At 58.3% G+C, this 26080-nt stretch carries 31 protein-coding genes and 2 pseudogenes; 15 read left to right on the top strand and 18 right to left on the bottom strand.

Features of this window, described 5'->3' with window-relative positions; genetic code table 11:
• Positions 1 to 217 precede the first annotated feature (217 nt).
• Positions 218 to 445: a hypothetical protein gene (locus NLM27_RS08830; protein ID WP_254142972.1), complete on the top strand. Its 228-nt coding sequence runs from the start codon at positions 218 to 220 to the stop codon at positions 443 to 445.
• Positions 446 to 1163: 718 nt separating this feature from the next.
• Positions 1164 to 1777, top strand: a pseudogene (locus NLM27_RS08825) (NYN domain-containing protein).
• A gap of 70 nt (positions 1778 to 1847) precedes the next feature.
• Here NLM27_RS08825 and NLM27_RS08820 read toward each other — a convergent pair.
• The 3 genes from NLM27_RS08820 to NLM27_RS08810 all read right to left on the bottom strand — a co-directional run bounded on the left by NLM27_RS08820 (position 1848) and on the right by NLM27_RS08810 (position 3312).
• On the bottom strand, positions 1848 to 2306 hold the full coding sequence (locus NLM27_RS08820; RefSeq protein WP_375142239.1) for a hypothetical protein: 459 nt from the start codon (positions 2304 to 2306) through the stop codon (positions 1848 to 1850).
• 7 nt (positions 2307 to 2313) lie between these two features.
• Positions 2314 to 2535, bottom strand: coding sequence for a hypothetical protein (locus tag NLM27_RS08815; protein WP_254142971.1), 222 nt, complete (start codon positions 2533 to 2535; stop codon positions 2314 to 2316).
• Positions 2536 to 3018: 483 nt separating this feature from the next.
• On the bottom strand, positions 3019 to 3312 hold the full coding sequence (locus tag NLM27_RS08810) for a DUF6894 family protein (protein WP_254142970.1): 294 nt from the start codon (positions 3310 to 3312) through the stop codon (positions 3019 to 3021).
• 486 nt (positions 3313 to 3798) lie between these two features.
• Between NLM27_RS08810 and NLM27_RS08805 the strand changes: the two genes are divergently transcribed.
• From NLM27_RS08805 to NLM27_RS08785, 5 genes are all read left to right on the top strand, one after another.
• Complete coding sequence (locus tag NLM27_RS08805) at positions 3799 to 4002, top strand: hypothetical protein (protein WP_254142969.1); 204 nt, start codon at positions 3799 to 3801, stop codon at positions 4000 to 4002.
• A 320-nt stretch (positions 4003 to 4322) separates the two neighbouring features.
• Positions 4323 to 4487 carry a hypothetical protein gene (locus tag NLM27_RS08800; protein WP_254142968.1) on the top strand — a complete coding sequence of 55 codons (165 nt, stop codon included), beginning with the start codon at positions 4323 to 4325 and terminating at the stop codon, positions 4485 to 4487.
• 202 nt (positions 4488 to 4689) lie between these two features.
• Positions 4690 to 4869, top strand: a complete 180-nt coding sequence (locus NLM27_RS08795; RefSeq protein WP_254142967.1) for a hypothetical protein — start codon at positions 4690 to 4692, stop codon at positions 4867 to 4869.
• Between the two features lie 642 nt (positions 4870 to 5511).
• A complete protein-coding gene (locus NLM27_RS08790) occupies positions 5512 to 7113 on the top strand; it encodes a hypothetical protein (protein ID WP_254142966.1) in 1602 nt (533 codons plus the stop codon).
• Between the two features lie 23 nt (positions 7114 to 7136).
• The gene (locus tag NLM27_RS08785; protein WP_254142965.1) at positions 7137 to 7703 is read left to right on the top strand and encodes a hypothetical protein; all 567 of its coding nucleotides are present in this window, start codon (positions 7137 to 7139) and stop codon (positions 7701 to 7703) included.
• A gap of 229 nt (positions 7704 to 7932) precedes the next feature.
• Here the strand turns inward: NLM27_RS08785 and NLM27_RS08780 are convergent, their stop codons facing one another.
• The 4 genes from NLM27_RS08780 to NLM27_RS08765 all read right to left on the bottom strand — a co-directional run bounded on the left by NLM27_RS08780 (position 7933) and on the right by NLM27_RS08765 (position 11420).
• Positions 7933 to 9573 carry an arylsulfatase gene (locus tag NLM27_RS08780; RefSeq protein WP_254142964.1) on the bottom strand — a complete coding sequence of 547 codons (1641 nt, stop codon included), beginning with the start codon at positions 9571 to 9573 and terminating at the stop codon, positions 7933 to 7935.
• Between the two features lie 511 nt (positions 9574 to 10084).
• The gene (locus NLM27_RS08775; RefSeq protein WP_254142963.1) at positions 10085 to 10468 is read right to left on the bottom strand and encodes a hypothetical protein; all 384 of its coding nucleotides are present in this window, start codon (positions 10466 to 10468) and stop codon (positions 10085 to 10087) included.
• 16 nt (positions 10469 to 10484) lie between these two features.
• Entirely contained in the window at positions 10485 to 11036 is a 552-nt protein-coding gene (locus tag NLM27_RS08770) for a hypothetical protein (RefSeq protein WP_254142962.1), read from the bottom strand.
• 159 nt (positions 11037 to 11195) lie between these two features.
• On the bottom strand, positions 11196 to 11420 hold the full coding sequence (locus NLM27_RS08765; protein ID WP_254142961.1) for a hypothetical protein: 225 nt from the start codon (positions 11418 to 11420) through the stop codon (positions 11196 to 11198).
• A gap of 192 nt (positions 11421 to 11612) precedes the next feature.
• Between NLM27_RS08765 and NLM27_RS08760 the strand changes: the two genes are divergently transcribed.
• Together NLM27_RS08760 and NLM27_RS08755 are read left to right on the top strand one after the other, a co-directional pair.
• The gene (locus NLM27_RS08760; RefSeq protein WP_254142960.1) at positions 11613 to 12038 is read left to right on the top strand and encodes a hypothetical protein; all 426 of its coding nucleotides are present in this window, start codon (positions 11613 to 11615) and stop codon (positions 12036 to 12038) included.
• 8 nt (positions 12039 to 12046) lie between these two features.
• A complete protein-coding gene (locus NLM27_RS08755; protein WP_254142959.1) occupies positions 12047 to 12316 on the top strand; it encodes a hypothetical protein in 270 nt (89 codons plus the stop codon).
• Between the two features lie 2 nt (positions 12317 to 12318).
• Here the strand turns inward: NLM27_RS08755 and NLM27_RS08750 are convergent, their stop codons facing one another.
• Entirely contained in the window at positions 12319 to 12561 is a 243-nt protein-coding gene (locus NLM27_RS08750; RefSeq protein WP_254142958.1) for a hypothetical protein, read from the bottom strand.
• 198 nt (positions 12562 to 12759) lie between these two features.
• On the opposite strand from NLM27_RS08750, the gene NLM27_RS08745 reads away from it, so the two are divergent.
• On the top strand, positions 12760 to 12951 hold the full coding sequence (locus tag NLM27_RS08745; RefSeq protein ID WP_254142957.1) for a hypothetical protein: 192 nt from the start codon (positions 12760 to 12762) through the stop codon (positions 12949 to 12951).
• Between the two features lie 542 nt (positions 12952 to 13493).
• Positions 13494 to 13742, top strand: a complete 249-nt coding sequence (locus tag NLM27_RS08740; protein WP_254142956.1) for a hypothetical protein — start codon at positions 13494 to 13496, stop codon at positions 13740 to 13742.
• A 562-nt stretch (positions 13743 to 14304) separates the two neighbouring features.
• On the opposite strand, the gene NLM27_RS43960 is transcribed toward NLM27_RS08740, so the two are convergent.
• The 3 genes from NLM27_RS43960 to NLM27_RS08735 all read right to left on the bottom strand — a co-directional run bounded on the left by NLM27_RS43960 (position 14305) and on the right by NLM27_RS08735 (position 15907).
• Positions 14305 to 14535 carry a hypothetical protein gene (locus tag NLM27_RS43960; protein WP_375142238.1) on the bottom strand — a complete coding sequence of 77 codons (231 nt, stop codon included), beginning with the start codon at positions 14533 to 14535 and terminating at the stop codon, positions 14305 to 14307.
• A 46-nt stretch (positions 14536 to 14581) separates the two neighbouring features.
• Positions 14582 to 14704: a hypothetical protein gene (locus tag NLM27_RS43540; RefSeq protein ID WP_256569946.1), complete on the bottom strand. Its 123-nt coding sequence runs from the start codon at positions 14702 to 14704 to the stop codon at positions 14582 to 14584.
• 1026 nt (positions 14705 to 15730) lie between these two features.
• Positions 15731 to 15907: a hypothetical protein gene (locus NLM27_RS08735; protein ID WP_254142955.1), complete on the bottom strand. Its 177-nt coding sequence runs from the start codon at positions 15905 to 15907 to the stop codon at positions 15731 to 15733.
• A gap of 1189 nt (positions 15908 to 17096) precedes the next feature.
• Here NLM27_RS08735 and NLM27_RS08725 point away from each other — a divergent pair.
• The 3 genes from NLM27_RS08725 (at position 17097) to NLM27_RS43955 (ending at position 17763) form a co-directional block, all read left to right on the top strand.
• On the top strand, positions 17097 to 17327 hold the full coding sequence (locus tag NLM27_RS08725; protein WP_254142953.1) for a hypothetical protein: 231 nt from the start codon (positions 17097 to 17099) through the stop codon (positions 17325 to 17327).
• A gap of 132 nt (positions 17328 to 17459) precedes the next feature.
• Positions 17460 to 17684, top strand: a complete 225-nt coding sequence (locus NLM27_RS08720) for a hypothetical protein (RefSeq protein WP_254142952.1) — start codon at positions 17460 to 17462, stop codon at positions 17682 to 17684.
• Positions 17677 to 17763: a hypothetical protein gene (locus NLM27_RS43955; RefSeq protein WP_375142315.1), complete on the top strand. Its 87-nt coding sequence runs from the start codon at positions 17677 to 17679 to the stop codon at positions 17761 to 17763. Before NLM27_RS08720 ends, NLM27_RS43955 begins: the two co-directional genes overlap by 8 nt.
• A 19-nt stretch (positions 17764 to 17782) precedes the next feature.
• Here NLM27_RS43955 and NLM27_RS08715 read toward each other — a convergent pair whose 3' ends face one another.
• From NLM27_RS08715 to NLM27_RS08680, 7 genes and pseudogenes are all read right to left on the bottom strand, one after another.
• The gene (locus NLM27_RS08715) at positions 17783 to 19717 is read right to left on the bottom strand and encodes an acyltransferase family protein (protein ID WP_254142951.1); all 1935 of its coding nucleotides are present in this window, start codon (positions 19715 to 19717) and stop codon (positions 17783 to 17785) included.
• A gap of 551 nt (positions 19718 to 20268) precedes the next feature.
• Positions 20269 to 21366, bottom strand: a complete 1098-nt coding sequence (locus NLM27_RS08710; RefSeq protein ID WP_254142950.1) for a C45 family peptidase — start codon at positions 21364 to 21366, stop codon at positions 20269 to 20271.
• Positions 21367 to 21573: 207 nt separating this feature from the next.
• A complete protein-coding gene (locus NLM27_RS08705) occupies positions 21574 to 22044 on the bottom strand; it encodes a GNAT family N-acetyltransferase (RefSeq protein ID WP_254142949.1) in 471 nt (156 codons plus the stop codon).
• A 287-nt stretch (positions 22045 to 22331) separates the two neighbouring features.
• Complete coding sequence (locus tag NLM27_RS08700; RefSeq protein ID WP_254142948.1) at positions 22332 to 22469, bottom strand: hypothetical protein; 138 nt, start codon at positions 22467 to 22469, stop codon at positions 22332 to 22334.
• A 193-nt stretch (positions 22470 to 22662) separates the two neighbouring features.
• Positions 22663 to 23571 (bottom strand): non-homologous end-joining DNA ligase, encoded by a 909-nt coding sequence (gene ligD, locus NLM27_RS08695; protein ID WP_375142237.1) that lies wholly within the window; start codon positions 23569 to 23571, stop codon positions 22663 to 22665.
• Between the two features lie 1019 nt (positions 23572 to 24590).
• A complete protein-coding gene (locus tag NLM27_RS08685) occupies positions 24591 to 25178 on the bottom strand; it encodes a sensor histidine kinase (protein ID WP_254142947.1) in 588 nt (195 codons plus the stop codon).
• 39 nt (positions 25179 to 25217) lie between these two features.
• A pseudogene (locus NLM27_RS08680) lies at positions 25218 to 25800 on the bottom strand (MASE4 domain-containing protein).
• Between NLM27_RS08680 and NLM27_RS08675 the strand changes: the two are divergent.
• Positions 25756 to 26016, top strand: a complete 261-nt coding sequence (locus tag NLM27_RS08675) for a hypothetical protein (protein WP_254149059.1) — start codon at positions 25756 to 25758, stop codon at positions 26014 to 26016. The pseudogene NLM27_RS08680 and the gene NLM27_RS08675 sit on opposite strands and share 45 nt — an antisense overlap.
• Positions 26017 to 26080: the final 64 nt, after the last annotated feature.

Here is a 26080-nt window from a genome sequence, read left to right as displayed (position 1 = left end):
ACATCATCTTCGGAGCGCTCGGGTTCGACTCCATTGATCGGCTTGTCAGGCATCACGGCTTCCCGCGCGCCCTTGCGTCAACGGTCCGGCTTCCTTAAACGAATCTGCCGTGCCTCTAAAAAACCCTAACGCTATCGCGGCCCTCGTATCGGCTCTCAGGCTCGTCCACGGAGACGAAGTCGCGCGAACCATGCTCCTCGAGCGTATGAGCCTTGCCATGCTGATGGACGCGATGTTCTCCGCACCGATAGCGCATCGCGATGCCGTTCGATGCGTTGCGACTGCCTTAGATGACTTCGCTATTACACCAGAACTTGGCCCGGTCTGGCACCTTCGCTACCTGTACGATGACCAGCCCGGCTCGTTTCGCGTCATCGATATGGAGATAGCCACGCCATCCGGTACGCTGTCCAGCAACGACCTTTGGCTTCGACTACCCGTCTAACTGCCTCGCAGCCTCGCTAACGTCCTCCGAACGACCATTAGTGAGGGCGTGCCGCCCCTTGTGCCGGGACGCTCAGCCGACCGGCCCTGAAAGCCTATCAAGGCCCGCTTCAATGGCCGCGATATCCCTACTAGACCTGCGATGACCCGCAGTCGAAGCCCGTGCTCCCTTCAGGTTGACCGCCTGCTACCGCGATTGCACTGCAATGAGTGGCAAACTTAACCGGATGGTCCCGGGACGTAAATCCTCGGTTGGTCCCGTCGCACGGCGATGAACTCCCGTCGTCGTCTTTCGATTGCGATAGGGAGCACTCAACAATAGCTGGAACATGGCTCGAGCCGCCATGTATTGGGCTGCGGTCCGGCTGCGCTCGTCGCCGGCCGACAGAGGATTCCTGGATTGCTCTGAAACAGTCCACCGCCAAGTGCGGCCGCGCTTGCAAATCGAGAGATCGAAGAGAGCAAAGTCGCCGAAGACCATGGTTCGACCACCTTCAAGAAGCCCTAACAATAGACAACAAACATTACAATTTTGAAAGAACAACTTCAGCTAGGGCAGAGTCCGCGAACTCAGTTCACCCGCGAGGTGTCCGAAAGCGCAACCATTGGCGCAACGATCTTTGGTAGTTATCTGTATAAAATGCGACCGACTACTTCCCGACGCGGATGTAGAATTCTCTTAGCTTATAACCTTGCACTTTCGCTCGGAAACGGCACACATGCCCTCTCCTACCAATAAGATCGCGCTCTTCATCGACGGGGCCAATCTCTACGCGACGGCGAAAACTCTGGGCTTCGACATCGATTACAAGCGCCTGCTGAAGGAGTTTCAGAGCCGCGGGACGTTGTTGCGAGCCTTCTATTACACCGCGATCATCGAGGATCAGGAATATTCCTCGATTCGCCCGTTGATCGACTGGCTGGACTACAACGGCTACACCGTCGTCACCAAGGCGACCAAGGAATTCATCGATGCCTCCGGCCGCCGCAAGGTCAAGGGCAACATGGACATCGAGCTTGCCGTAGACGCCATGGAGCTCGCTGAGCACATCGACCAGATGGTGCTCTTCTCGGGCGACGGCGATTTCCGCTCGCTGGTCGAGGCCGTCCAGCGCCGCGGCGTGCAGGTCACCGTGGTCTCCACCATCGCGAGCCAGCCGCCGATGATCGCCGACGAGCTGCGCCGCCAGGCCGACGTCTTCACCGATCTCGTCGAACTGCAGTCCAAGCTCGGCCGCGACCCTTCCGAACGCCCTGCCCCCCTGACCGCGAACCACGAGGCCGTCTGCCGAAGTTTTTACAAGAGTCGAAAGGGAATGACCCACCGGAGTGAGTCGGTGCTGCTGTGTCGGGTGAGTGCAACGGTTTAAACGGCCTTCCGATTTCGAGATCTCAAGCGCGCTCTACCCGCCATAAAGGCGTACGCGCGAACTTCTCGCCTCTGAGGGACGACTACCCAGCAGGCGCCACCGGATCGGCCCCGGGAACCTGTTGGCGATGCTCAAGGCGCGCTCCTCGCCCGTCTCGAGAGCTATTTTCTGTGCCAGCATAACGTCACCCTCGACCAAGCCACCCAGCGGAACAAAGCACCACCCGCTTCCGAGCCGCCCGTATTCGTCGATCTCGTTGACGTTACCGGACGTTCCCCGCCGAATGCGGTACCGCCTCCCGGTATCGCATCCTACGACGTCGAAGTATCCCCTCTTATAAAAATCGGCCCTTTGCTCGGGCGAGAGCCAAGAGCGCAGAAGTCGCATTGACCGACCCTGAATCGTTTTCTCGTCCTTAGCTGCTTGATACAACGTGCTCACAGCCAAGCTTCGCAGGCTCCAGCGGCCGACAGGACCAGACTTTCTCTTCACTGGATGATCATCCGCCGACAAGCCGCGGGAAGAACAACGTCTCTTCCGCGGTCGGATCGAACGTGGTGATCCTGGTTGCCTCACCCGGGCCCGTTCGCACTGCCGCGGTATAGCCTTTGCCGGTAAATTCCAGGAAAAGCCTCTCCGCCTCCGCCAAGGCATTTGCATTGGAGTTGTCGAAGAAGTGTCGGCTATCGCCGCTGTGATCCATCACGATTTGCGTTGCCATGCTGAGGCTCCCAATTGGATTTGAAAGGAATGTGGAAGCCGAGATCTCGTTCCTAATTTCGCAAACGCAACACGACCGGCAGCCACTTTAGCTAGGTGATTGCCGTGAAACAGTCCGCTTTCAATCTGAAGCGCCGGGCCGCAGGCATCACAATAGTCGGTGCTTTATCTTTTGCGCATACGTACTGGGAGCGCGTCCTGCGCATACTTGTTGAGTCTCTCAGCCTCTGCATCGGCCGTTGAGTGCGACAAGCCCGTCAGAGGTTTTCCATTCGGTCCCATTGCAGGTTGATGCGTTGCAAGATCCAGTACGCTGAAGCGACCCGTCCGCGGGCTCTCATACCAAACGTGGTAGCGACTTCTTTGCTCCATCAGGCCCGATTCCCCCCCGCGGGGATGGTTGGTGGCAATCACTGGCTAGAGAGTGGTCGGCCCGGCGACCCGGAGCGAGCGCGTCCGAGCTCCGCGGTACAATGGATGAAAACTAGGGCGCCCCGTTGTGAAGCAGCTTGCGCGGTTTTGCTCCGCCAACACTACCAACCCTGTGCCGCGCAATCTCGGCACCGGGGGCGTCAACCACGATTACGACCGTGCCCGCACCGCGGTCACATTCGGGATCGCTGGCGATGTCCCGAGCAACACGGGCGCCGTATTGGACCGCCAGTTCAGCAGAGCCAAATAACTCTCCCACCTCGTCCGTCTGTGTCTCTCCGTTGTGGAAGATCGGAAAATAGTAGCGCTGCACCGTGATGCCTCCGTCCTTAGCGGTGGCGATCATGCGCCCATCCGGGACGGGCCGCACCTGTCGAAAAGGACAGGGCAACGCGGCCTAATCGGCCTTTTTAACAAGCTGGCGCTGCATCGCTCGCGTGTCGGCCGATATGGATAGAATTAGTTCGTTGTCAGCCAAGGCGGCTGGGTCCTCTCATTGAGAAAAATGAGTTGCTGTGGCGAGTTGCGGGTCTGAAACCTTTGGCGGATAGACCCCCAAGTTTCGCTGTGGCTATCCTGCTCCATAAGCCAGGAAGACGCCGATCGGTTTCGGGGCGAGGCTGAAGAATGCCGCCGGCTAGCCGCGCAAGCTGCGAGACAGGAGGACAAAGAGGCCTGGCTCAAACTTGCCGCCGATTGGATCGCACTGGCAAACGGCGCCTTCCTGCACAGACAGTGTTGAGCGTGCATGCGACCACGAAGTTCCGTGCTCTGCAACTGAACTTACTTTCGCCGGTTGGGGCTTATCAGGCATATATCGGCGAGCGATATAATGACGCTGCACCGCCGAAGAGTGAAGCAAACCCGCTCCCTTGACGAACGAATGGCCGAACAGGCAGCCAAGCTCAAAGACAGAGCCGATCAGTTGCCCGCCGGCGCGGAGCGCGAAAGCTTGCTTAAGCGAGCCATGGTTGCCGAGACAGGCGCGCATCTGGTCGATTGGATTCAGTCCCCCGGTTTGCAGCCGCCGAAGTGACACCAACCTCACTGGCGATGCTAATCGAGATCCAAGCCGATCTTGCGGAGCTTAGGCGACTAGTCCACGAACTGCCTCCGGAAACTGCTCGGATTTTGCAAATCTTCGCGGACCGGATGGAAGCCCGTGCCCGGGCAATGGACCAGATGACCTAAAGGTCGCGTTTCCCGGGGGCCTGAAGGGAACGCACCGCGACGACGGAGGACTCGACGAAAGCATGTTCGTTGACCAAACATTGCAGTTGCGTCAGCTCATTAATTACGCTTCGCTCTTCCTGCTACTTAGATTGATTATTGCCGCCGGATTTTCCCGGGTATGCGATGAAGTACATTTTGTTTGCGCTCGGCAGCTGGGCGCTGCTCAACCTGCTCTATGTTTTTATCGTGATCCCGCCCCGCAAGGGAAGACATTTGCCTGCTTCGCTCGCCCGAACCCTCGCTGGGATCAAGAAGTTCGTACAGCGCGGAAGGCAACCACCTTCCTGAAGGGAATTGACCGTGCGGAGCCTCGCAGTTTTGATCGCCGTGGCGCCTGTCTGCTTCCTGTGCGATGGCAGTGGCAAGCTGTCGTTTGTCGGTAGCTGGCCGATTTGTTTGTTGAAGTCGTCGTTGGGCAAAGTTTCTCCCGGGGTTGCGCACTACGCGCCATGTTGTTAGACCGCGCCCTCAACACTGAAGGAGCGCCGGTTTGGCCAAAAAGACAAAAGCAGTTCGCCGCGAGTGGTCGCCCGCGGATTTGCGGACGCTGAAAAAGCATTCGAAGGATCGGACGCCCGTCGCGAAGATTTCAAAGGAAATGAAGCGAACCGTTGGCGCGCTCCGTCAGAAAGCGCTCAATCTTGGAATCGGATTGGGGCACCAGCGGTAATTGAAAACTCCACCGATTGCATCCGGCCACCAGATTTCGATATTGATTTAACATCCATCTGACTGGATCGGGGTGCAGACTATCGATTGTGCGATGGCGGCGGCCTGCACTTGCCCGAGGTCGAGGGCTCGCGGTCCGCCAGCCCCGTCGGCGAGCTCTCCCCTCGGGCAACCAAACTGACGTACTCAAAGTTTAGAGCTACTGTGACTTAGATGACATTGTGACTCGGCTGACTCGCGGTAGGTTAAACCTGTCGGGGCTGGACCTAGTCAAGAAAGAACCTCACCCAGTTAGAGGCGGTTGAAATCTTGCTGGCTAAGGGTAGTCACGCAAGCGGCGGTGTGAAGCGGCACTGGACGATGTCCAGTTTAATTGCCAACAACGGTGAGCCAAGGCCGAGTATTCCAATGGCGGACTACGCTTCGCTATCTCCTCACGATTTCAGCGCAGGCGGATGGAGCCTGACAGGCGTGCTTCCCTAATGCACATCCGCGCGCTCTCTATTGACTCGTTTCGCGAATGGGCAAATCCTTCCAACGACGCAGTTTGCCATTGCCAATCTCAGCAGTACGAATTCGGCGCCCTGGCCTTTATCGGGCGCCATCTGACCAAATTTCTTTCTGAACAAAAACGGAGGGGCCGATGCGCGCGCTCGCCTTGAGAACCGTCTCTCTGCTTGCCCTCACTATCATGGGCTCGATCTCCGCCTCGCCTGCCGCACGCGCGGACGACGGGACCGACGAGCAGTTTGGCAAGGTTCACTTCCAGACGTCCTGCAACGAGGTGGCGCAGCGCCGCTTTGACCGCGGGATGCGCTATCAGCACTCGTTCTGGTACCGGCCCGCGAAAGAGATTTTCGAGGAGACGTTGCAGGCCGATCCGGAGTGCGCGATTGCCTATTGGGGCATTGCGCTGAGCCTCTTGTACAATCCGCATTTCCCCGCGCCGAAGGAAAACCTCGCCGAGGGTCTCGCTGCGCTGCAGAAGGCCAAGGCGATCGGCGCCAAGAGCGAACGCGAACGCGACTATGTCGACGCGCTGCTGGCCTTCTATTCGGGCGATGAAAAGACGACGTTTGGCCAGCGCGCGCAGGCCTATCTCAAGGCAACCGAAGCCGTCGCCGCACGCTATCCCGATGATGACGAGGCGCAGATCGTCTATGCGATTACATTGAATGTCACGGCGTCACCGAACGACAAGTCCTATTCCAACCAGCTCAAGGGCGCCGCCATCCTGGAGCCGATCTTCAAGCGGCAGCCGCGGCACCCCGGCGTTGCGCATTACTTGATCCACCTCTACGACTATCCGGCGATCGCAGAGCAAGGTCTCGACGCTGCCAAGCGCTATTCCGAGATCGCGCCAGCGGCGCCGCACGCCTTGCATATGCCATCGCACATCTTCACGCGCGTCGGCTACTGGAAGGAATCCATCGACGCCAATAGCCGTTCCGCCAAAGCTGCCAAGGAGGGCAAGGACCCCAGCGAGCAGCTGCATGCCGATGACTATATGGTCTACGCCCTGCTTCAGCTTGCGCAGGACAGCCGGGCCCGCGACGTCATCGCGGATATGATCGCCACCGCGGGCTACGCGCCGGCCGTCCGCGCCGGCCCCTACGCGATAGCGGCCAGCCAGGCGCGCTATATGGTCGAGCGCGGCGATTGGCACGGCGCCGCCGCACTGAAGGTCGAGCCGAGCCGGTTTGCCTATGTCGATGCGATCACCTATTTCGCCCGCGCCCTCGGCGCCTCGCGCTCCGGCAATCCCGATGCTGCAACGGCGGACATCGCCAAACTGGCGGAGCTGCAGGACAAGCTGCTGCAGGACAAGGACGCCTATTGGGCCGAGATCGTCGACATTCAGCGGCAAGTCGCCACAGCCTGGCAGCTCAATGCCCAGGGAAAACAGGCGGACGCGTTGGAAGCGATGCGCCTTGCCGCCGATGCCGAAGACAAGACCGAAAAATCCATCGTGACACCGGGACCGCTCGCCCCGGCACGCGAGCTCTACGGGACCATGCTGCTCGAACGCGGCATGGCGACGGACGCATTGGCCGCGTTCGAAAGCACCATGCGCAAGGAGCCGAACCGCTTTGGCGCGACGATCGGTGCCGCTCACGCCGCCGAGAAGGCGGGTGACGCCGTGAAGGCCCGCCAATACTACGCGAAAGTTGTCGACATGGCGCAAAATGGCGACTCCTCACGTGAGGACCTCGCGGCCGCACGAAAGCTCATGGCTCAGAATTAGCAAAAATTGCCGTGGCATCTTCCATGCGCTTGACAAGTAAATTCGTCGCGATCAGCGCAGCCGTCGTACTGCTCTGCGTAGCCGCTGCTGTCTGGATATTGCGTTCCGGCGAACCGGCACGCGCTACGGCAGCAACCGGCGAGATCCACCCGGTATGGACGGAAACCAACTGGCCTTTCGGCGCAGATCCCTGGGGGAAAGGAAAGGCGTTCCGTTGCAAGGCCGAGGATTGCGGTGGCGAGATCCAGCTCTACGTTCGCGCCAAGCTCGGCTTTTGCAATTGTGTCACGGGCGTCGCCGATGACGGCGACCTCGAGCAGATGGGCGACCTGGCACTGATTGGCAAGGCAACGCCGATCGGTGCCGGCCGAGAGATCATCGTCGGCCCGATGCGCGGCCGCAGCCGGGCCTATCGCGTCGAGAAAAATCGCAACGCTGCGCTCTCTCTCGCTTACAATCAGCGCTGCGACATGGTGGCCGCGACGGCTTTGGTTGGACCGGGCGCGCCTGCGTCGCTGGAGCCGGCGGTGCTGGCGTTCCTCAATAGCGACCGCATGTTGAAATGGGCCGAGATCGCGTTAGGGTTATAACCGGAGCGATTTGTCTTCTCTCGTTCGCAGAATCAGAGGACGCGCTAGTCTCCGTCAAGAATAGCGTGCCTTAACGAGGCGTGCATGGTCGCGCATACGCACTCGTGCCGCTTCGATGTCCGCTAAGGGGCCACACGCCGACATCGGTCGCAGCCCGAGCGATATCTGCTAAGGGCCCAATAGGAGACCTCACCCAAGTGGCAGCAATGGCCGGCCCAGTGTCCGAACGTCAGTTCTTCGCAGGTGTCGAAATCTTCTCCATGACGTCGCTCACGGTAAAGCTTGCTGCTTTGGCGCGTGGCGGGAAATCCCTGAAGCTGTCGATGTATCGCGCGACAACGGCTTGTGCTGGGACCAAGAGGAACGTCCGATCAATTAGCCAACTGCCGTATTTGATGCTGTCGTCGCCCTTCTCGAAAGGATCGGAACGCAAGTTGTAGAGCTTGGGTCCACGGAGCTTAGTGAATTGGCCGGTCCAAGGGCCCATCGGGGCTTTCGGAGTCAACTCGGTGTTTTGCTCCATGAAAGCCACTTTCCAGTTGTCTACGCGCAGCGCCATCAAGTCTCCGTCGTCACTCCAATACAGGAACTCGTTGCGGGGCGATTCATCCACTTCACCTTTGAGGAACGGTAGCAGGTTGTATCCATCGAGGTGAACCTTGAAACTCTTGCCATTGAGTGTGTGGCCCTTTTTCAGTTTCTCGACAAGATCAGGCTCGCCGGCCATAGCGGCAAACGTCGGGATGAAGTCTTCGTGGGCGCAAACGTCGTTTATGGTCGTTCCTGGCTTGATGACGCCGGGCCATTTGATGAGACACGGTACCCGGAAGGCACCCTCCCAATTGGTGGCCTTCTCACCGCGGAACGGCGTCGAACCGCCGTCGGGCCAAGTAAAGGCTTCGGCGCCGTTATCAGTGGTGTAGACCACGATGGTATTGTCGGCGATGCCCAGATCATCGACTAGCTTCAACAGCTCCCCAACATGACCGTCAGTCTCTACCATGCCGTCAGGATAGATGCCGAGGCCAGTCTTTCCATCCGACGCGGCCTTGAGATGTGTGAAGACGTGCATCCGGGTCGAGTTGAAGTAGCAGAACCACGGCCTGTTGGCCCGATGCTGACGGCCAATGAAATCCTTGGCGCCGGCAAGGAACTCCTCATCGACCGTTTCCATCCGTTTCCTATTAAGCGGACCAGTGTTCTCGATCTTGCCGTCGGCGGTCGCTTTCAGCACGCCGCGAGGCCCGAACTTTTTTCGAAATTCCGGATTCTTGGGATAATCAGGATTCTCCGGCTCCTCCTCGGCGTTGAGGTGGTAGAGGTTGCCGAAAAATTCGTCGAACCCATGGGCGGTCGGCAAATGCTCGTCGCGATCCCCGAGATGGTTCTTGCCAAATTGTCCGGTGGCGTATCCGTAGGTCTTCAGAACGTCGGCGACGCTCGGATCAAGCGGGCCAAGCCCAAGCTCCGCGCCGGGCAGGCCAACCTTGGTCAGGCCGGTGCGCACCGGCGTCTGTCCGGTGATGAAGGCGGCGCGCCCAGCGGTGCAGCTCTGCTGACCATACCAGTCAGTGAACATCGCGCCCTCCTTGGCGATCCGGTCGATGTTCGGAGTGCGGTAGCCCATGATCCCGTGGTTGTAGGCACTTACATTGAACCAGCCAATGTCGTCGCCCATGATGAAGAGAATGTTCGGCTTGCGGCCTGACTGTGCGGCCGCTCCCGGTGCCGTTGAAGGGGCGGCTTGCTGGGCTTGCGCGTTCTGGATTGGCGTGGTTGCAGCCAGCGAAGCCGCGGCAAGTGTTGTGCCCGCCATCAAAATGTTGCGACGGCTGATATTGCTGCTCGGCTTGTTTCGATCCCTGTCCATGGGTCGGTTCCCTTCGGTTGGCCTCGCGTATTTTGATCCGTAAGAAACATCCGTTGCCCTCTATCGAAGATTGTCCGGAGGCGACGAAGTCTATTGATTTAGGTCAACGAATGTCGCAGTTGGGTCAAAATCGGTCCTGCTATCGCTCCGATTGAACGAACGCCCTTAGCGAAGCAGGAATTTGGATTGAAGGAGACTGAGGTCTGCTTCGGGTCAAAAGCAGCGGTTCAAGCGAACGATCGTGTGGCGTCCGGTTATCCCCAGACTGCCGACCTGGCCTGCCGCTTTCGTGTTGTTTAGCTCAGGGCCAGATTCGGAGAGCGCACGTCAGCAAATTGAGTCCCGCCATCCGAACCTCGCGGGGGCGGGCCGATGCTTCGGAGAAGGCCCAAGAGGAAGCGCTCACTCATTGATCACTTCATCGGCCGATGTTAGCAGAATATCTGGAACCTTTAAGCCAAGAGCCTTCGCTGTTCTTAGATTGATCACAAGGTTGAACCTCGTCGGCTGTTCAACAGGAAGCTCTGCGGGGCTCGTGCCCATTCAGGATGCGTGAAACGAGGAAAGCCGACCGGCGATAGGCCGCACGGATATGCGGTCCGTAAGAGACTAGCCCCCCAACTTTTGGGAAAGAATCGGCAAAACTCATAGTTGCCAATTTGTTTTCTAGGGCAAAGGCGGCGATCTGTTTTCCTCCGACATCAAAAAGCGGGTTGCTCGTAAGAGCGATCGCTTGCGATTTGGTTTGCACCGCTAAGGCAATGCCAGCTTCGAAGTCTCTTTCCGTTCGTAGCCCGATCAACTCAAGACCAAGCCGTAGCTTTGCTGCGGCAGCCTTCAGAGGTTTGACCGAAAGCGGGGACGTCGCGTCGTCGGGATTGAAAAATACAGCCACCCTGCTCAGAGCAGGATCAAGTTCTTTTAGCAGCTCCAGCCGCTTGGCACTCGCTTCTGCGGTTAAGATGCTTAGTTGCCCAGGTCCATTGTCGCTCAGGAACGAAGCAAAGGTCTCTGATGGTCTTAGAAGCGTCGGGAACGTATTGTATTGCCCCGTTGGAGTGGATTAGATCGACGTTTCCGAGCCAGTCGGCCGCCTCCTCAATCCGCTCGAAGAACATCAGCCTGTTAGTGGCCAGCTCCTTCGCGCGCCGGACCATGGCTGGCGTCTCAACAACTGCCCACCGAATTTCAGGGGATTGCCGGCGCGCGACCTTGTAATGCAGCCCCGCGCCCCCGCCGAAGTCGAGAACCGTATTCAAGCCTTGGACTAACGGCCAGTTGCCGCTGGGCTTGTAGTTGATCGACTTGAGCAAGATCGTTTCGACGAGCTCTGGGTTCTCGTACCCTTCGATGACCTCTCGGGGCGGGAACAGCTTACGCTTTACTCTTTGGACGAAGCTCATAACGAGTGGGTCCGGCACACTTTTCGATAGGTTCTGAGCGTCTACCACAATCAGGAACATTCTGAAACAATACCGCTGAGTAGGTCTGTGACGCTGGCGGAGGCATTCAGGCGCGTCGGTTTCGAACCGCAGCCCCGCTAATTCGCGGCTGTCGTCAGCACTCTGCACCAGCGCTGGAAGAACCTCAGTGGTCCGGCCTTGATGAGCATGAACGCAAGGTCAGCCACCGGTCAGCCACCCAAGACCGTGCTTCCATAACCACGCTAGGCCGGCTGAAGAGGCCACGGACGCCAGTCCCGCCCAAAACCAAGAGCGACCACGCGCGGCGCTGATGGACCGCAGATACAAAAACGCACCCAGCAGCGGCCCGTAGTTCTTACGGAAGTCTCCGTTGAGCTTGGCGATCTTTGATAGATCGGACGACACCTCAACTTCATCGGCCATTAGCTGGTCCTCTCATGGTTGGAGCCAGCGCCTTATGAACCACTGTTTTGCCCGACGGAGCAATCGAAATTTCGGGATATCGAAAATATTCTTCAGGCTGCCGGTCCTTGACCAACCCTTTGGCACGACGTCGCCGGACCTCTCTAGGGCTAGCGGCTTGCCTCCTGCCCCATTCGCCGGAATCTATCTCGCATGAGCACCAAGTCGCGAGAAGTCATCTGGGGCGGCCGGATCATGGGCGCGAAGATCCACGCCCAGGGAGCCCGCGAGCGTGCCCAGGAAGCCGCTCGCGAGGCCGACCGAGCGGAGTCGGAAGCTTGGTCCGTTCGCATGGAAGGCTACGGCGGCCCTGCCCAGCCCTCACCCACAATCGGCCAGTGCCTCAACGGCGGGCTTGCCTGGCTGGAGGTTGAGTGCGCCCGGTGTAAGACCCGCGCCAGTCTTCCGCTGGACGCCATTCGGCGGCCTCGGGATACGCCGCTCTGGAAGCTGGAAGCATCCCTCAAATGCCGCTCCTGCCGCACCCCCCGCTACGCGCCGCCGGCCCGCATGATCAAGCTAACGCAGACAAGGCAGATCACGCCCTATAAATGGGTTCACCCCAGCGAAGAGCGTTGAAGCAACCCATGACCAAGTTTGCAGTCGCACGGCCCTACGCCGATCCGGAAGCCGCGGCCCGGCAGTTGATCCAGCTCGCTGCCAGCATTGAGCCGGTTCAGGACGGCCGTATCCACATCGAGAAGATCAACGCACCGTTCCTCTACACCCTGAAAGGCACCGGCCCGGAGTTCGGCGCCGGCATTCGATATGCAGTCGAAGAAGGCTGGTTCGATCTGCATGAGAGCGGGACCTATGTGCGGCTCTTGAAGACAGGGCCCGCTACGATTACGGACTGAGTCTATCGGCGGTGCATGCAGGCGTGCACGTATTCTTTAAAGGCGGGATCTTTCTTGGCTTTGACAATGCCAATCGCGCGGGCCTCGTCGCGGCACATTTCCTTTTTCTCGACGATTTCCGGATGTCTCGCCGCCTTGCACTGGAAGCGGAACGGTCCCGGTGGATATTGCCGGCAATTTTGCGCTTCGGCGACGACGACTAGGCCGCCGAGAACTATCGAAGCGCCAATCAGTCTTCTGATCATGGGGCACCCGATCCGAAAGCTATTTTGAGACGCACTGCCCTGAAATGTCGCCGCCGAGAAACGGCCCCAGCAGAACGTCAACGCCGTGGGTAATGGGGTCTCCAGGGGCCTGAGAAGTATAGGGAAAAACTGGCAATCCGGTCTGTCTGATTCCGCACATACGCGGTATAGTTCCAGCTCAGGAACGGACCTACCGCAATGAAAGACATGCAAGTTCAGCTGGAAAAGCTCCGCACCGATGCGGCCGAGTGCGCCTTGATCCGCGATCTGGCAACTGAACCCAAGAAGCGAGAACTGTTCAGAAGGCTGGCCGCCCATCTGACAATTCTGGCCGAGGAGGTTGAACGCGCCATTGCTGCCTCGGGACCTGAGGTGAAGCGGAGGGAATGACCGAGGCGAGGGTCGGCCCACGGCCCCGCCAACGCGACGAGCAGTAAGGCCGCCGTCCATTGATCTAGCTCAAACGGTATCGGCGTCCACGGCCTTCCATCGAGCCATGCCCGACCCCGAAAGACAGACCGAGGGTAAGGAAGCCCCGCCATCGCGCTTGGATGAGGGGCGGCGCGTGGTCCAGGAGTACGCCGCCGAGCTGCGGGAGATCGTCAGGAAGTTGCGCCAGCGCCTGCTACAGTAAGGCCGCCTCGGTTGGCGGCCTCTTGTCGGCTCACGCTGTGCCGAGTGGTCTATTTCGATTTTCTGGCGCATAAACGGGCATGCCAGAATCTCATCATCGATCCTGTCAGTGCGGCGCGGTCTATAGCCGAACCGAGGCGATGGCTCCCGGTCGGCAGATCGCCAGCTTCGAGTGCTCGGTCTGTGGCGTGACCATGGAATCCTGGAACACCGCTTGGGTGCCCACCTATCGATTGATTGCCGGTCCCGTTCGACTTCCCAGCCCAACTAGCAACTAGCAACACGCCGCCGGATTAGCCATGATGGCAGAGTCGTTCGGCAATTCATTCACTATCGTTGAAGTGACCTCAGACGACGCGCCGAGGCCAACGAAGCAGATGTGGCTAGCCTTAGCCAAGCCTACGCAGGCGTTGACGTTGGTCCTCGCGGCTGTCCCCGAGGGATGGACGGCGGAAATTGTGCCAGCCGTTCTCACAGAAAAGCAGCAAAGGTTGTTCGAGGAGCTCAACCTAGAACCTGGCGAGGTTTACCAGCTCCTTCCAGAGTAAGGCCGCCGCCAACTGAGGCGGCCTTACTTCATGAGTATCATCAGCGCGACAATGACGATGGGGGCCGCACCCGCCACGACGATACCCGCTTCTATCGCGCGCTCCCGCCACATGAAGCCAAAAGTAGCATATGCAACCTTTGAGTGGTAGCAGGAGGGCTTACTCGATGAAGCGGCCTTCCTCTGTCGAAAACTGCACGGCCACTGTGGCGAACTGTGGCTGCCCTACTGCTTTCTAATGCGCTCTACCGCGACCGTGAACCGCACCCGCGTGACAGGCCCAGCGTCGTCCCGAACCTCAATGGTAGCTTCGCCTGGGGCGACCAGCCGCTCCAAGCTTTCGCGAGTCGCATCCGCCATAGCCCGTGCTAGGGCACTCGCGAAGAGAAACATTGGACGACGGTAGTTGTCCGGAATCAACTTCGGCATTTGGGATCGGTACTATGGCCATTGCCGGGGCTGGCATTTCATGGGTCGCTGAAAGGCGACCCCTTTCGATTTAGATACCCGCAGACGGAGAATTAGGACACTAGACTTGAAATAGGCCGCCAGCTCAGGCGGCCTCACCTCATCTTTCTCGATCCAATATTGATGAAATAGAGCGGCCTCCGCGCTTCGTCCATAACCTCTAGCGACCACTCTTGGCCGGGGCGATATTTCCCATCGATATCGTTAAGCAGCGCGCCAGCGAATTTCGTTGCCTCACGCCATGCCGCGTCGTCGTCGGGCAATTCCTCGCCTAAATCATCGGTGCTTGGCTGGACATCGTGGACGTTGAAAAAGTATCTCGGCATTGCCGATTAACACACGTTAGTCGCCGGCAGTTCCTAAAATCACCAGCTACTCTGCCACATCTCGGACGGTGCGGATTTGCTCGGCGCGTTCGGCTAGTTCTTCGTAGCTCTTGGCGACCCTACGCAAGCTTTCCTTGATCTCGGGATGCTTGCAGTTGTCGGCCTTCACGTGAAACTCTTCCGCTCGCATCTGCCAATAGCGAGGCGGGTGCATACGTTCGATCCCATGGCCAATCCTCCAAATTGGTCCCTCCATTAATGGGCGTGTCGTCCAAGTGTTCCGCGCTCACTCGAAGCGGAGTCAGGAAGCTTCTTCAGCCTTAGGATGCATCGCCAATTTTTGGGCCGCGTATTGTTCGGCTAGATTGTCGAGGGCTGCGGTGGTTAGCTTGTCGCCCACCCGCTCAGCAATCCTTCGATAGTGCTGAAGCTTTTCATCCAGCTGAGTGCATCTCGCGCACATGGCCGTCGCCTCTCTGGGGAGGCAATGATTATGTTAATGAGTTCCCTAAGTAATTTAAGCCACTCGCAAAAATCAAATTAGGGCAACGTTCCGGGAAGTCAGTACAAGGCTCGCCAGCCCGTACGGCCGCCACGCGAGGTGCTTTACTCCTGACGATCCAGCTTGGGCGGCGGCTCGTGCGTCTTACGCCCAAGGAAAGTGTCAGGCGGCGGTGCCGTAGAAGCTGCCGCGCCTTCTCCGTCATCTCACGCATCTGCTCGGCTTGCTCGTGATCAATAGAGGTAGGACGATAGATCCGCATGGCGACGCTCCCTGTTAGGCAGGCGGGAGCGCGATCGGTCTCTCAGCCACCGACGCCTACGGGCAGAGCCTCGGCCGGTGATGCCGATACAACTACCACAAGTCACCTTGGCAAAATTGAACTTTCGCGATCAGCCATTCTGCCAAGGCTTTGTATTCACGAGCCATTTGCAGCAGCTCCAACTTGGTGGCTGGTGTTGTCGTGATGGCTGCCTGATGACGGCACTGCGTTTCAAGCGAACGGTATGATTCGGACGACAGAGGATGCATCCGGCATATGTGGACCCATATCCCGGTTGGGACCATCACCTGTGTTACTTAGTGAACACTTCCTCAGGGGAATTAGGAGATATCTCAACTCAGGCTAGGGACACGGCCGCTAGCAGGGTGCAAAGTCCGCCAGCGTGAACGAGGGCGCCCACTGAGGCTTCCCTACTCCTTCGCGGCTTCCGAGATCATGGCTTCTAACTCGACGACAAGGACCCTGTAGCGAGCGACGATCCTGTCAAAGAAGGCGCGCTTTCTATCCGACTTCGCTGCGTCCCTCAGCTCTTCGCATCGGCTGATCTGCTCACGAAGGATCGCGAGATGTTCCAGCATGTCTTTCATTGAGCGCTCCCTGTAGGGAAACGTTACCGGCAAATTGGACACCTGCAAAAACATTCCGAGAAGGCCGCCAGCGTGACGAGAGGCCGCCGCCCGCGCGGCCTTACTGGAGGACGCTCAATAGCAGCCCGGCAACGAAAACGACGAAGCCGACGGCAGCAATGCCCAAGCAAACGCGCGCGTGGAATGAGTAGGTCTCGACCTGAGGGTCTTGGATCATGGGCCTCACTTCGGCGGCTGCAAGCCGGGCGACCGCAGCCACTCGCTCACATGCGAGCCTGTCTCGCACCGGCGGGCCTTCCGCAGAATTTGCTCCCGCTCCATACCTGGTGGAACTTTCTTGGCTTCCTCGCGCAGCCGGATAGCCTCTGCTCCGAGACGCTCTTCCAAGGTTTCAGTCTGCTTGAAACGACGCCGACGCTGGGTCATGGCGCGCCCCTTTCCGTTAGAGAAAGGCGGGAGCGCAATAGGCGTTCTCATCACCGATAAATGCCAACTGCCGTGCGGTGGTGAATTACAGCTAACGGACGCGCAGAGAGGTTTCTTCCACAAACGTTAAGTTTGAAGTTCTGGCATTCACCAAACGACTCTCAGGAGACCCGGCGGCCTATAAAAGCTTCCCCAGATTCACATATGCTAATGCATCTCTAAGGGTGAATGCTCTCCCTGCTATGGCAAACTGGAGCATGCTTCATTGGCTGACCAAATTCCGTTACAAAGTCGATATTTCGTGCGAATGGGCGGCAAAGGCTGGGTTGTCTACGATCGAGAACGCAAGGGCCCAGCACTAATCGGGTCGTACATGGCGGCCAATTTGACCAGGGAGCGAGCTGATCAGTTGCTACGTTCGCTCACGTCCTCGCACGCAAACGACAGAGGCCCGCCAGCATGAAAGAAGCCGCCAACTGAGGCGGCCTCACTTCTTTCTGAGCAAAGCGGCCTAGTCCAGCTCGATGCGTCTGCTCGAACACCCGGGATTTTTTGGACACGGCGCGGGCCGCAGCGATCGACTTCGCTGCGGTATTCGTCTTTAGTTGGCTTCCGCACATAATGCTCAAAGGCGTAGTCGCCGGGGTCCTCGGTGAGACGATTGTCGCGGTGTCGTAAGTTGCGGGAACGAAGTCGCCAACAAAGAGATTGAGATGTCGGTCTGTGGCGCGACACTCTCACGCCATCCACCCGGAACGGCCCATTGACCGATGCGCGCGTCGGCAATGGGCCGGTTTTCGTCAGACCGTCTAGTTGGCACGTTATGCCTATCGAAATCTACCGCGGCCATGTGCTTGATCCAGATCAACTGGAAGCACTCCGCCTTCAGCTCGAGAACTTCGCCACCATCGACGAAGTCGATCCCGAGCTGCGCGGCATCATCGAGCGCAACTGGCCCCACCTGGCAGCGAAGCTGCCGCCAGAAGACGCTTGAGAGGAGCAAGCAGTCCCTGAGGGAGTGGACGGGGATCAAGCGCGGCAACCTCCGCGAGGTAGCCGGCTCACGAAAATCGGGTAATCTTTGGGGTGCCTACTGCAGTCCATTTGGCAGCCCTGAGTTACCCTCATGAAGGACATGCTAGCGCAGGCGGAAAAGCTTCGAACGGAGGCAGCTGAGTGCGCGCTCATTCGCGATCTTGCCACCGAGCCTCACAAACGAGAATTGTTCAGTCTGTTAGCCGAGCACCTCAACCGCCTCGCGGCGGAGGTCGAGAAGGCGATTGCATATACCAAGCAAGCAAAGGGGGGTCACTGGCGACAAGAGCCTGGAAGCCGAAGGCAAGATGGATAAGGCCAAAGGCTCCGCACATAACGCCGCGGGCGACGTCAAGGATGCGGTCCGCGATGCGGCTGATGCTGCAACGAAATAAACCAAAGTAGTGCCGCGCCTCACTGCGCGGCAGTACCGTGGCTTGTCGCAATACCGTTCGATGCTTGAAGAAAAGCTATCAGTGGTTCTTTGAGCCGGTCGACCATGTAGTGCGACCCTGCCAAGGTAAAGTGGGTCGGATCCCAGTACAGCCAGTGTCCTTCATGGAAAACCACGCAGGTGGTGTCGCATATGTAATCTATAGGCTTGATCAATTCTACACGGTTTCCAAGGCGCTCGCTGACACGAGACAGCATCGCGTTAATGGCCTCGCCCATCGCCTCGACGCTTGCTCTCGGTACTGGCGGACAAGGGGATGGCGGAGTGTGGCCTAACGGACCTTGCAACAGCCTTGGACGATTTATCTCGCAGCTGGCCGGCACCTGTGCACCTACCAGCAGGATGCGTCTGTCTCGAGCAAGCTCGTTCAGTGTCCTGAAAAGAGCATGTTCCAACTTCGTGAAAGATCCGACGTTGCGAGACCAAGAGCCTTCAACCTCGTACTCGAGAATTGCGTCGTCATAGAGATCCCAGCGCTGCACCCATATGATCGGGCGTGAATTGCTCCTCAGCAACTCAAGCGATTCATCGCGCACCATCTTGCAAGCCTCTCGCCTACGGTTCTTCATCTCCAACCCGAATAAAATTGGGCAGCCCGCGGATCCAACAGATTGGATGTTACCTCGCATGGTCCGCACCAATGGCAGCAGGCCAGCAAGATACATTTCAGCGTGAGAGTCGCCGACTAGTTCGATAGTTGGGGGATCGCTCGTTATCCCCTCGACGTTCTCGCTGACGGAGGGACTATCAAGGCGTCCGTCAGCGATGACGCTAGCCGGCAATCTCCAAGCAAAGCCTTTTGAAACAAATGTGAGGTGCGTGACGGCCACAATCGCAACGGTGACGATGCTGAACCTTGTAAGGACTATCCAGGGGCCCGGCCCTACGGGGCCGACCACAATAAACCGAAGCTCGACAAATCGGTACATCATGGCCGCGACGAGCAGCATGCTTACTAACATGGATACGGTCCCGAGCGTCGTATCTACAGCGTCGCCAAAGATGAACCGGCAATAAAAAATGATCGGCCAGTGACAGAGATACAACGAATAGGAGATCGTTCCGACAGTCATTAATGGAGGCAATCGCAGCGCGCGAGAGACGAAGGTCGTGTCTCCAGCCATGATAAAAGCCGCGGCTCCGAGACAAGGCAGGAGGACCAGTAGCTCTTGCCTTATAGTATCCGGACGGAGCAACAGCGCACTACCAATGATCACAACCAGGCCGCCAGCCGACAGCAATTCGCGTGATGCCCGTCGGCCAGTGGATTGATCAACGAAGAGAACCAAGGCGCCGCAGCCGAACTCAAAAATGCGGAAGGGCATCAGGAAGAAAGCGGCGGAGCTGTCGATGGGCCCGATCCACGCTGCCGCCATGAAAGATACAATGGAGATGAGCGCAATCGCTGACCTGAGACAATTGACACGTGCTGCTGCGATCAGAAGCGCAGGCCAGAGCAGATAGAATTGCTCTTCGAGCGACAATGACCAGCAGTGGAGAAGAGCAAGCTCGTCCGACTTTGCTGCAAAGTAATGACTAGCTTCTTTCCAGTATTGGATGTTCGCGATTGAGAGCAACGCGTGCGTGCACTCCTTGGCAATGTCGAGAAACAACAGCGGAGCCGACCACAGCGCCCCAACCAGATAGGTCAGAGCGACCGTCAGGATCAGGGCTGGATAGATGCGCCTTGTGCGTCGCAGATAAAAAGCGCCGAACGAGAAGCGGCCCGCCGCCTCGTCTCGCAGAATGTTGCGAGTGATCAAATATCCAGAGATGACGAAAAAGACATCAACGCCGACGAACCCGCCTTGAAAACCTGGTACTTTCAAATGGAAGAGCAAAACGCTCAGGACAGCGATCGCTCGAAGCTGAACGATCTCCCCGCGGAACTTCATTCCCTCCGAACTCATCCCCAATGAGCCACCCGAAGCTGCTACATTTCCAAACATTTCTGCTGGATTGCAGCCTATTACCTGACGGGATTTCGGAGTGTAAACCCCAATTTTAGTCCCGAGCGAGCCCCAAGCCGAGCTGGACGGGCACGAAGCCCGTCATTGCTGGCCATGACCCGTTCGAAGCGAACCCGCCGCGGCGCAGGCGCCTCTCCCCTAGCGGCTTTGACGCATCCCTTGAGAGGAACCTAGGGCTGGCTCTCTAGGGCTAACGGCTTCGCTCAAGGCCGATTCGGCGCGATCGTGCGTCGCGCCCCCGCATCATTCAAATTCCGCTGTCCGGCGACCGCAGGGCGCAGGCGAAAGGCATTCCTCCAAGCGCTCGGGCTGCACGCCATTCATGGGCTTACTAGGCGTCATTCCGTTCCTAGGGCGTGTACTCATAAATCTATCTTGCAGCTTCTGGCATAGCTTCGTCCGCACCGCCCAAGTAAGCGGACATTGGATGCGCAGATCAACAGGTCCGCTAAGGGCCACAACCGGACTTGAGCATCCTACTGTCTCGGTTGAACTTTGAGCTGCGGCCTCGCTCTCGGCCGCCGCGATGATGGCAAACCTAAGCCGAGTTGACCTTTGAGATGCTCTATCGGCAGATCCTCACCGGCAACCCACAGCTTGAAGTCGACGTCCATCATGTCTTCCTCAAGTGCGGCGGCATCGCCGCCAATGCCAATTAGCAGCCGTCGCTTGGGCGGCTCGGTGATGATGGTATGCAGCGTTTGGGCGTTGCCATAGTTATGGAAAGCCGGCGAGGCAGAGAAGTTCAGCGCCTTGAAGGTCTGTTCAGCGGTGAGTTCTCGTGCAGCCCAGTTTTCAAGCGGCGGCAGCCTGCCAATCGAGTGCGCGGGGCGGCGGTTCAGGCGCCTTAGTTGCGGCGACTGGAAATGATTGGTGCAGGCGAGCCAGTCGCCACGGCGAACGACTACCGCCCCAGCTCCTGCTTCCACCACGGCAGCCACACCACCAGCGTCGAGCAGGGAATAGTTGTACTTCATGGCGTGAGGCAGTCGACGCAGGAGATCGATTGCCTCCGCGGTGGTCGCGCAACTGTCGAGCACCCGCCTGACCAGCAACGTGCTGGTGAGACCGGGGAATCGCGGGAGCACCTTTACCAAATGCAAGCCGATGGTAAGCCCGTGTTCGTTCATGCCGTCCAGGCGCCCAGTTAACTGGTGACTGCCGCCGATACTGGCGTAGCTGCCGCGGACTTGCACGAGAGCAAACCGCGCCTCATACCCCCGTGGCCGGAAATCATAGTTGCGGCCATACACGCCACCGCTCATGATCGCCGAGCAACCGCCGGTCGGCATGCGCAAGCCATCGTTACCGAAACAAAGGACCGCTTGCTCCATCGGGATATTGAGCCGTTCCGCGATCCCGCCGATCTCCTCCCAGAGGTCGGGAGCATAACTTCTGAACGCACGCTCCTCGTTGCGAATCTTGAACCAAGACGGCAGCTGCACCTTCTTGCGGAGAAATGCCTTACCCTTGCGCGTCACCGCAAGGGCACCAGCCTGCGCGCGGCCGACCTCATAGGGCGTGCCGCGGCATTGCACAAAGCTGACGCGGAGCGTCTTGGCAGCGGACGGCATCTTCGTGCCTCATGGGATCGGACGCGCAGGCTATGCCTCTATCGATAGCCTTAAGCGGCTGCAAGCCGCTTGTTGAACGCAGCACACCTGCCCACAGCCGCGCGGCCGCCTTGGGTCATAAGCGGCGGTGGCCGCCGGGGGGCCAAGTGTCTTGTGTACCTCCCTTAGCCGACATCTCGATGGTTTGAGCGCCGGACACGCAATGGATTATTCCGGCGCAGGCAAAATGGCCTTTGACATGACGATCGTCCGCTCCTCGCCATAAAATTCTTCTCGAACGACCGTGAAGCCCCACTTCGCGTAGAAGGGCTGCGCCGTAATTGAAGACTGCACATCCAACGTGGGGACTGATTTACCGATCGCTGCGCTTTCGACCGCGGCCATGAGCCTAGTCGCGACGCCGCGGCGCTGAAAGTCAGGGTGGACGAAGACAGATTTTACAACATGACCGCTGAGGCTTGCCGTTCCGACGACGCGCCCGTCGACAAAAGCGGTGAAGGCATGCCACGTCTCGAGACTCGCCGCGACTTTGTCGGGCAGCGTTAGAACCAGGCGATCGATCACGGACGCCGGATAATCCTTGGCATTGGTTTCGCACAACGCCCGTAAAACGATGTCGTGGACGGCACGCGCATCATCCGCCGCAGCACGCCTTATCGTGATTTTCTTCCCCGGCATTGCAGTCTCCTTCATCGTTGAGCCGGGAGATAGGCATAAAAAACCCGCCTCCTCGGCGGGTGCACGAACCATATGGACGCGCGCTAACCCGCCATCGAATGGCAGGTGCTAAACTTGATCGAATTGCGCGTGCAGTCATTGTTCATTGACGAACAATGCCATTGCTCGGAGAGGTTGTCCAGCCACAGCTATGTCTGCTGTGGGTCAGTTGCTCCCTTTAAGCCCGCCCTCCGGTCAGGCCCGGTTAGCCCCCAATAGCAGACATAAGCGATTTATGAGTACACGCCCTAGCCTTGTACCTTCAGATCCCGGATTCGGATCTCAGCCGCCTCCTTCGAAGTAACGATCTCCGATTCATCTGGCACCCGCGCCATCGCGCCGAGTCTCTTGAGTTCGACGAGTTGTTCTGGGGTGGGCTTTTCCATTTTCGATTCCTCGACCGCCTGCACGACGTCTCGTCGTCAAACACGTCCAGCAGCTGGTTTATGGTTCGCTCGCAATCGCTGGGGCCGGGCTCAACATACCGGGCCAGAATACTTTGAGCCTTTGAAAAGGCCTTCGTAACTCGCTGTTCCGGATTCATAACCGGTACTCCACTGAACTCGAGAGAAAACGCGGCTAGGATCGGCGCGTTCCTTTGGAGAGTCCCTTGAACGAGCTGGCCCGAAGAAGTCCTTCCGAGGTGATGTCCCGGTATTCGACGTCGGCAAAAAACTTGGGCTCCACCCAGGTTGCCTTTGGTTTCCTGAGCGTCTTGGTGAGCTTCTGTTTTGGGCTTACCACAGTTTCGAGCGCCTTGCGGATCTGGCTCGAGGTGGTCCTGCTCCAACCGGTGCCAACCTTGCCCATGTAGACGAGGTCTTTCCCTTCCTGTTTTCCAAGGTAGAGAGCGGCCACACCCGTGGGGTCCTTGATGAATCCCACGACCGGGAATTTTCCGCGCTGGACCGCTTTGATCTTGAGCCAGGCTTCCGTGCGTTCCGAGCGGTATGGAGCATCGGCCCGCTTCGACACGATGCCCTCGTAGTTGAGTTTCGCGGCCGCCTCGAACATCGCCTGTCCATCACCGTCATGGTGCTCGCTGTAGAGGATCGGCGGATCGAGCATATCGATCAGCTCTTTCAAACGTTCCTTGCGGTATAGCTGGGATTTGCCGCGGAGGTCCTCTCCGTTATGGTGCAGGATGTCGAACGCGTAGAACAGCATTCGGTCCTGACGGCCCTTCGCAAGATCTGCTTGCAGCTCCGAGAAGTTGGTTCGCCCCTCATGAACTACGACAACCTCGCCGTCGAAGATCGTCCGGCTGCGCAACCTGAAGGAGCCGGCGATGTGCGAAAAGCGGTGGGTCCAATCGTGCCCGTTTCGAGTGAAGATTTTTGTAGCACCGCGATCTACATGCACCTGAACCCGGTAGCCGTCGTATTTGATTTCGTGAATCCACTGACCACCTGAAGGAGCATTGTCCTTCAGGGTCGCCAGCTGGGGTTTAATGAACCCCGGCATCAACGCCTTGGTACGCTTTGTCACTACACAACTCATAAAATTCCCGCCGACAGCCTGGACGCCAGCGGCGGGCAGTCAACCTACCCTACTCACACCAAATAATGTCATCCGCAAACTCATGGTTCCTCCAAAGACGGACAGCGCACATTCAACGTAATGCCGAACGTCAAACCGCCCGGCGGCAGCGATATACCTGCCCTCCGATGTCACGACGGCATTCGGCTAGTTAAGGTTTTTGCGGCCGACATCATCTTCTTTAGGCACTTAGCTCTGCCCTGTCAGTTTAGTCGGGTTCCCGCCGCGCGAATGGTGTCGATGAACAGCTTCGCGGCCCGGTTCAAACCAATCCGACCACCACGTCCTCTAGCTCCAAGCTCGTATCGCTAAGAAAGCGCGCACGAAGGCTGAGGCGGATTTTGCCGCGTGGCTCATGATGGCCAACCTCGGTGGTTTCAACGACCTGCCGTCCAGCGCCCAAAGCTTTCTGACTATCGAACTCGGCTCGAGACAATGAACGAGGCGGAGTCCACGGCCCTAGCCGTTCGCGAGGTCTCCAGCGCTTATTACAGCGAGATGGGAGGCATAGGCGCAGCGCCGGAACCAAAGGCTCGGACGCCGACGACAGAAAGTAAAGTCGTGCGGTCCCAGAGACTAGCACTACTGTGGCAGATTGTTAATTTTGTCCCGTTTTATAGGATTCCCGAATCGAAGACCCGACAGCGGATGTGTCCTCTGTATGTTGCGGGACTGATCGGTCCAGGCGATCGCCTCAATCCCGTCAAGGCTGCGCGCCATTCGACGACGCCAATGACCCGAAAATCCCTCCCCGCACTGCTGATTTTCGCGAGCGTGGTGGCACTGGTCGTCGCATTCAGATTGCTAGCGCAATAAGACCCCCCGCGGATTGTGTGCAAACTCCGCTTTCCCCGAGAGCGACTAAATAGAGGACATCGTGCACTTCTCATTTGGGTCGTTTGAAAAAGACTGGCAGTATTCGTTGTAAAGGCTCCGTCGCCGATGTGGCCGAACTGCTCTACCGGTCTCTATGCGAGCTTCGGGGTGGGCATCGGGATCGGCTTGGCCATCTTTCGAAGGTTCCGCGCGGTGGCTGCGAGAATGACCCGCGCGCCATTCTTGGCCGCCACTGAATCGATCGCGTTCGTGATCAAGTTCAGAAGCGCTTGCTGCAGCTGGGTTCGATCTCCTCTTACCCGCGGTAACTGTGCATTCGGCTCGGCTTCGACCAATATCCGGTGTCCCTGCAGATTGTCGCGCGTCAAGGCGAGGGCTTCGCCGATGAGGTCGTTGATGTCGAGCGACGTTCTGTTTCGGCCGTCCTTCTTGAAGATCGTCCGAATGCCATCGATTATCGCTCCGGCACGATGGCCATCAAGGCTGATCTCTTTGAACGACGCCTTCGCTTTTTCGAGATCGGGCGTCGTGCGCTCAAGCCAGTGCAAGCCGGCCTCGGCATTTATAACCATCGCCGAGAATGGTTGTTTGACTTCGTGAGCGATCGAAGCCTTATCCCCTGTCATCAGCCGCGCCTCGCGCTCGCGACGTTGCGCCAAAAGCGCGCGGAGCAGCCGCGCATAAAGCGTCGTTATCTCGTACACCAAGACAAACAGCACAAGACTGCCGGACAGGACCCCAAAGATCCGGCCGGTATACTAGGTAACGCTGAAACGGCCCGGACTGGGAAGTGAAATCAAACATATCTCTATCACATACGCGAACATCAGCACCATCAGCCACAGATCAAGCACTGAACGTCGCCGCGTCCAGAGAACAATGATCGCAAGGACGCTCAACAGCGCCGTGAATCCGCCGATATAAGGCCAGAGAGCCGAAAGATGGACCGTATCGAGCATTATGCTGGGCAATATTTCGTGCCCCGCGGTGACAAGCAAAGCCGCTGCGCACACGCCCGCGGTCAGAGCCATACTCAAAAGGATGGCCAGATGCGCGGGGCCCTGCCACAACCGCTTGGTTGGATCGGCATCCTTCAGGAGGGCATAGGCGATTACGAAGACAGGGAAACCGGCGTGCCACAGGGTGTAGAGCCACCGTGCTCTGGAGCCTGGCGCCAAGCAGGCCACCTGGCGCGAACACGCCCGGAAAGGTCAGCATCCACGGGATTAACATAAGCGCAGTGAAGAGATATCCACTCGCGATCGCGAGGAGTGCACGCGAACGCAGGATGGAGAAATGTGCAAACAGCAGGACAGCGGTGATCGAATCGTTCACGAACATCGCCGTGGCATAAGCCGGGATGAAGGCGTCGATCCGCGCCAGTTGAACCCTCGCGAGGGGCCCTGCCGTGATGAAAAATGCGACAAGCAAAACCAGCACGACGCCAAGCGCGAGCCGCTTTTGCGCCAGGCTCGGCGACAGGTTCGAGAGGATAAAGTGCTGTTCCACTGGGGCGGCTGCTGCGTTCACCATCGGAGCGCCTGCGTTCCGCGCTAGATGTTCCGATCTGATTTAACAGATCCGCTTTGGAATTTCTTAGCGCCGCAAAATAGGGCGAAAC

Source organism: Bradyrhizobium sp. CCGB12 (assembly GCF_024199845.1).
Classification (GTDB): domain Bacteria; phylum Pseudomonadota; class Alphaproteobacteria; order Rhizobiales; family Xanthobacteraceae; genus Bradyrhizobium.
Note: the sequence above shows the minus strand (reverse complement) of the source record. Positions and strands in the feature narration are given on the sequence as shown.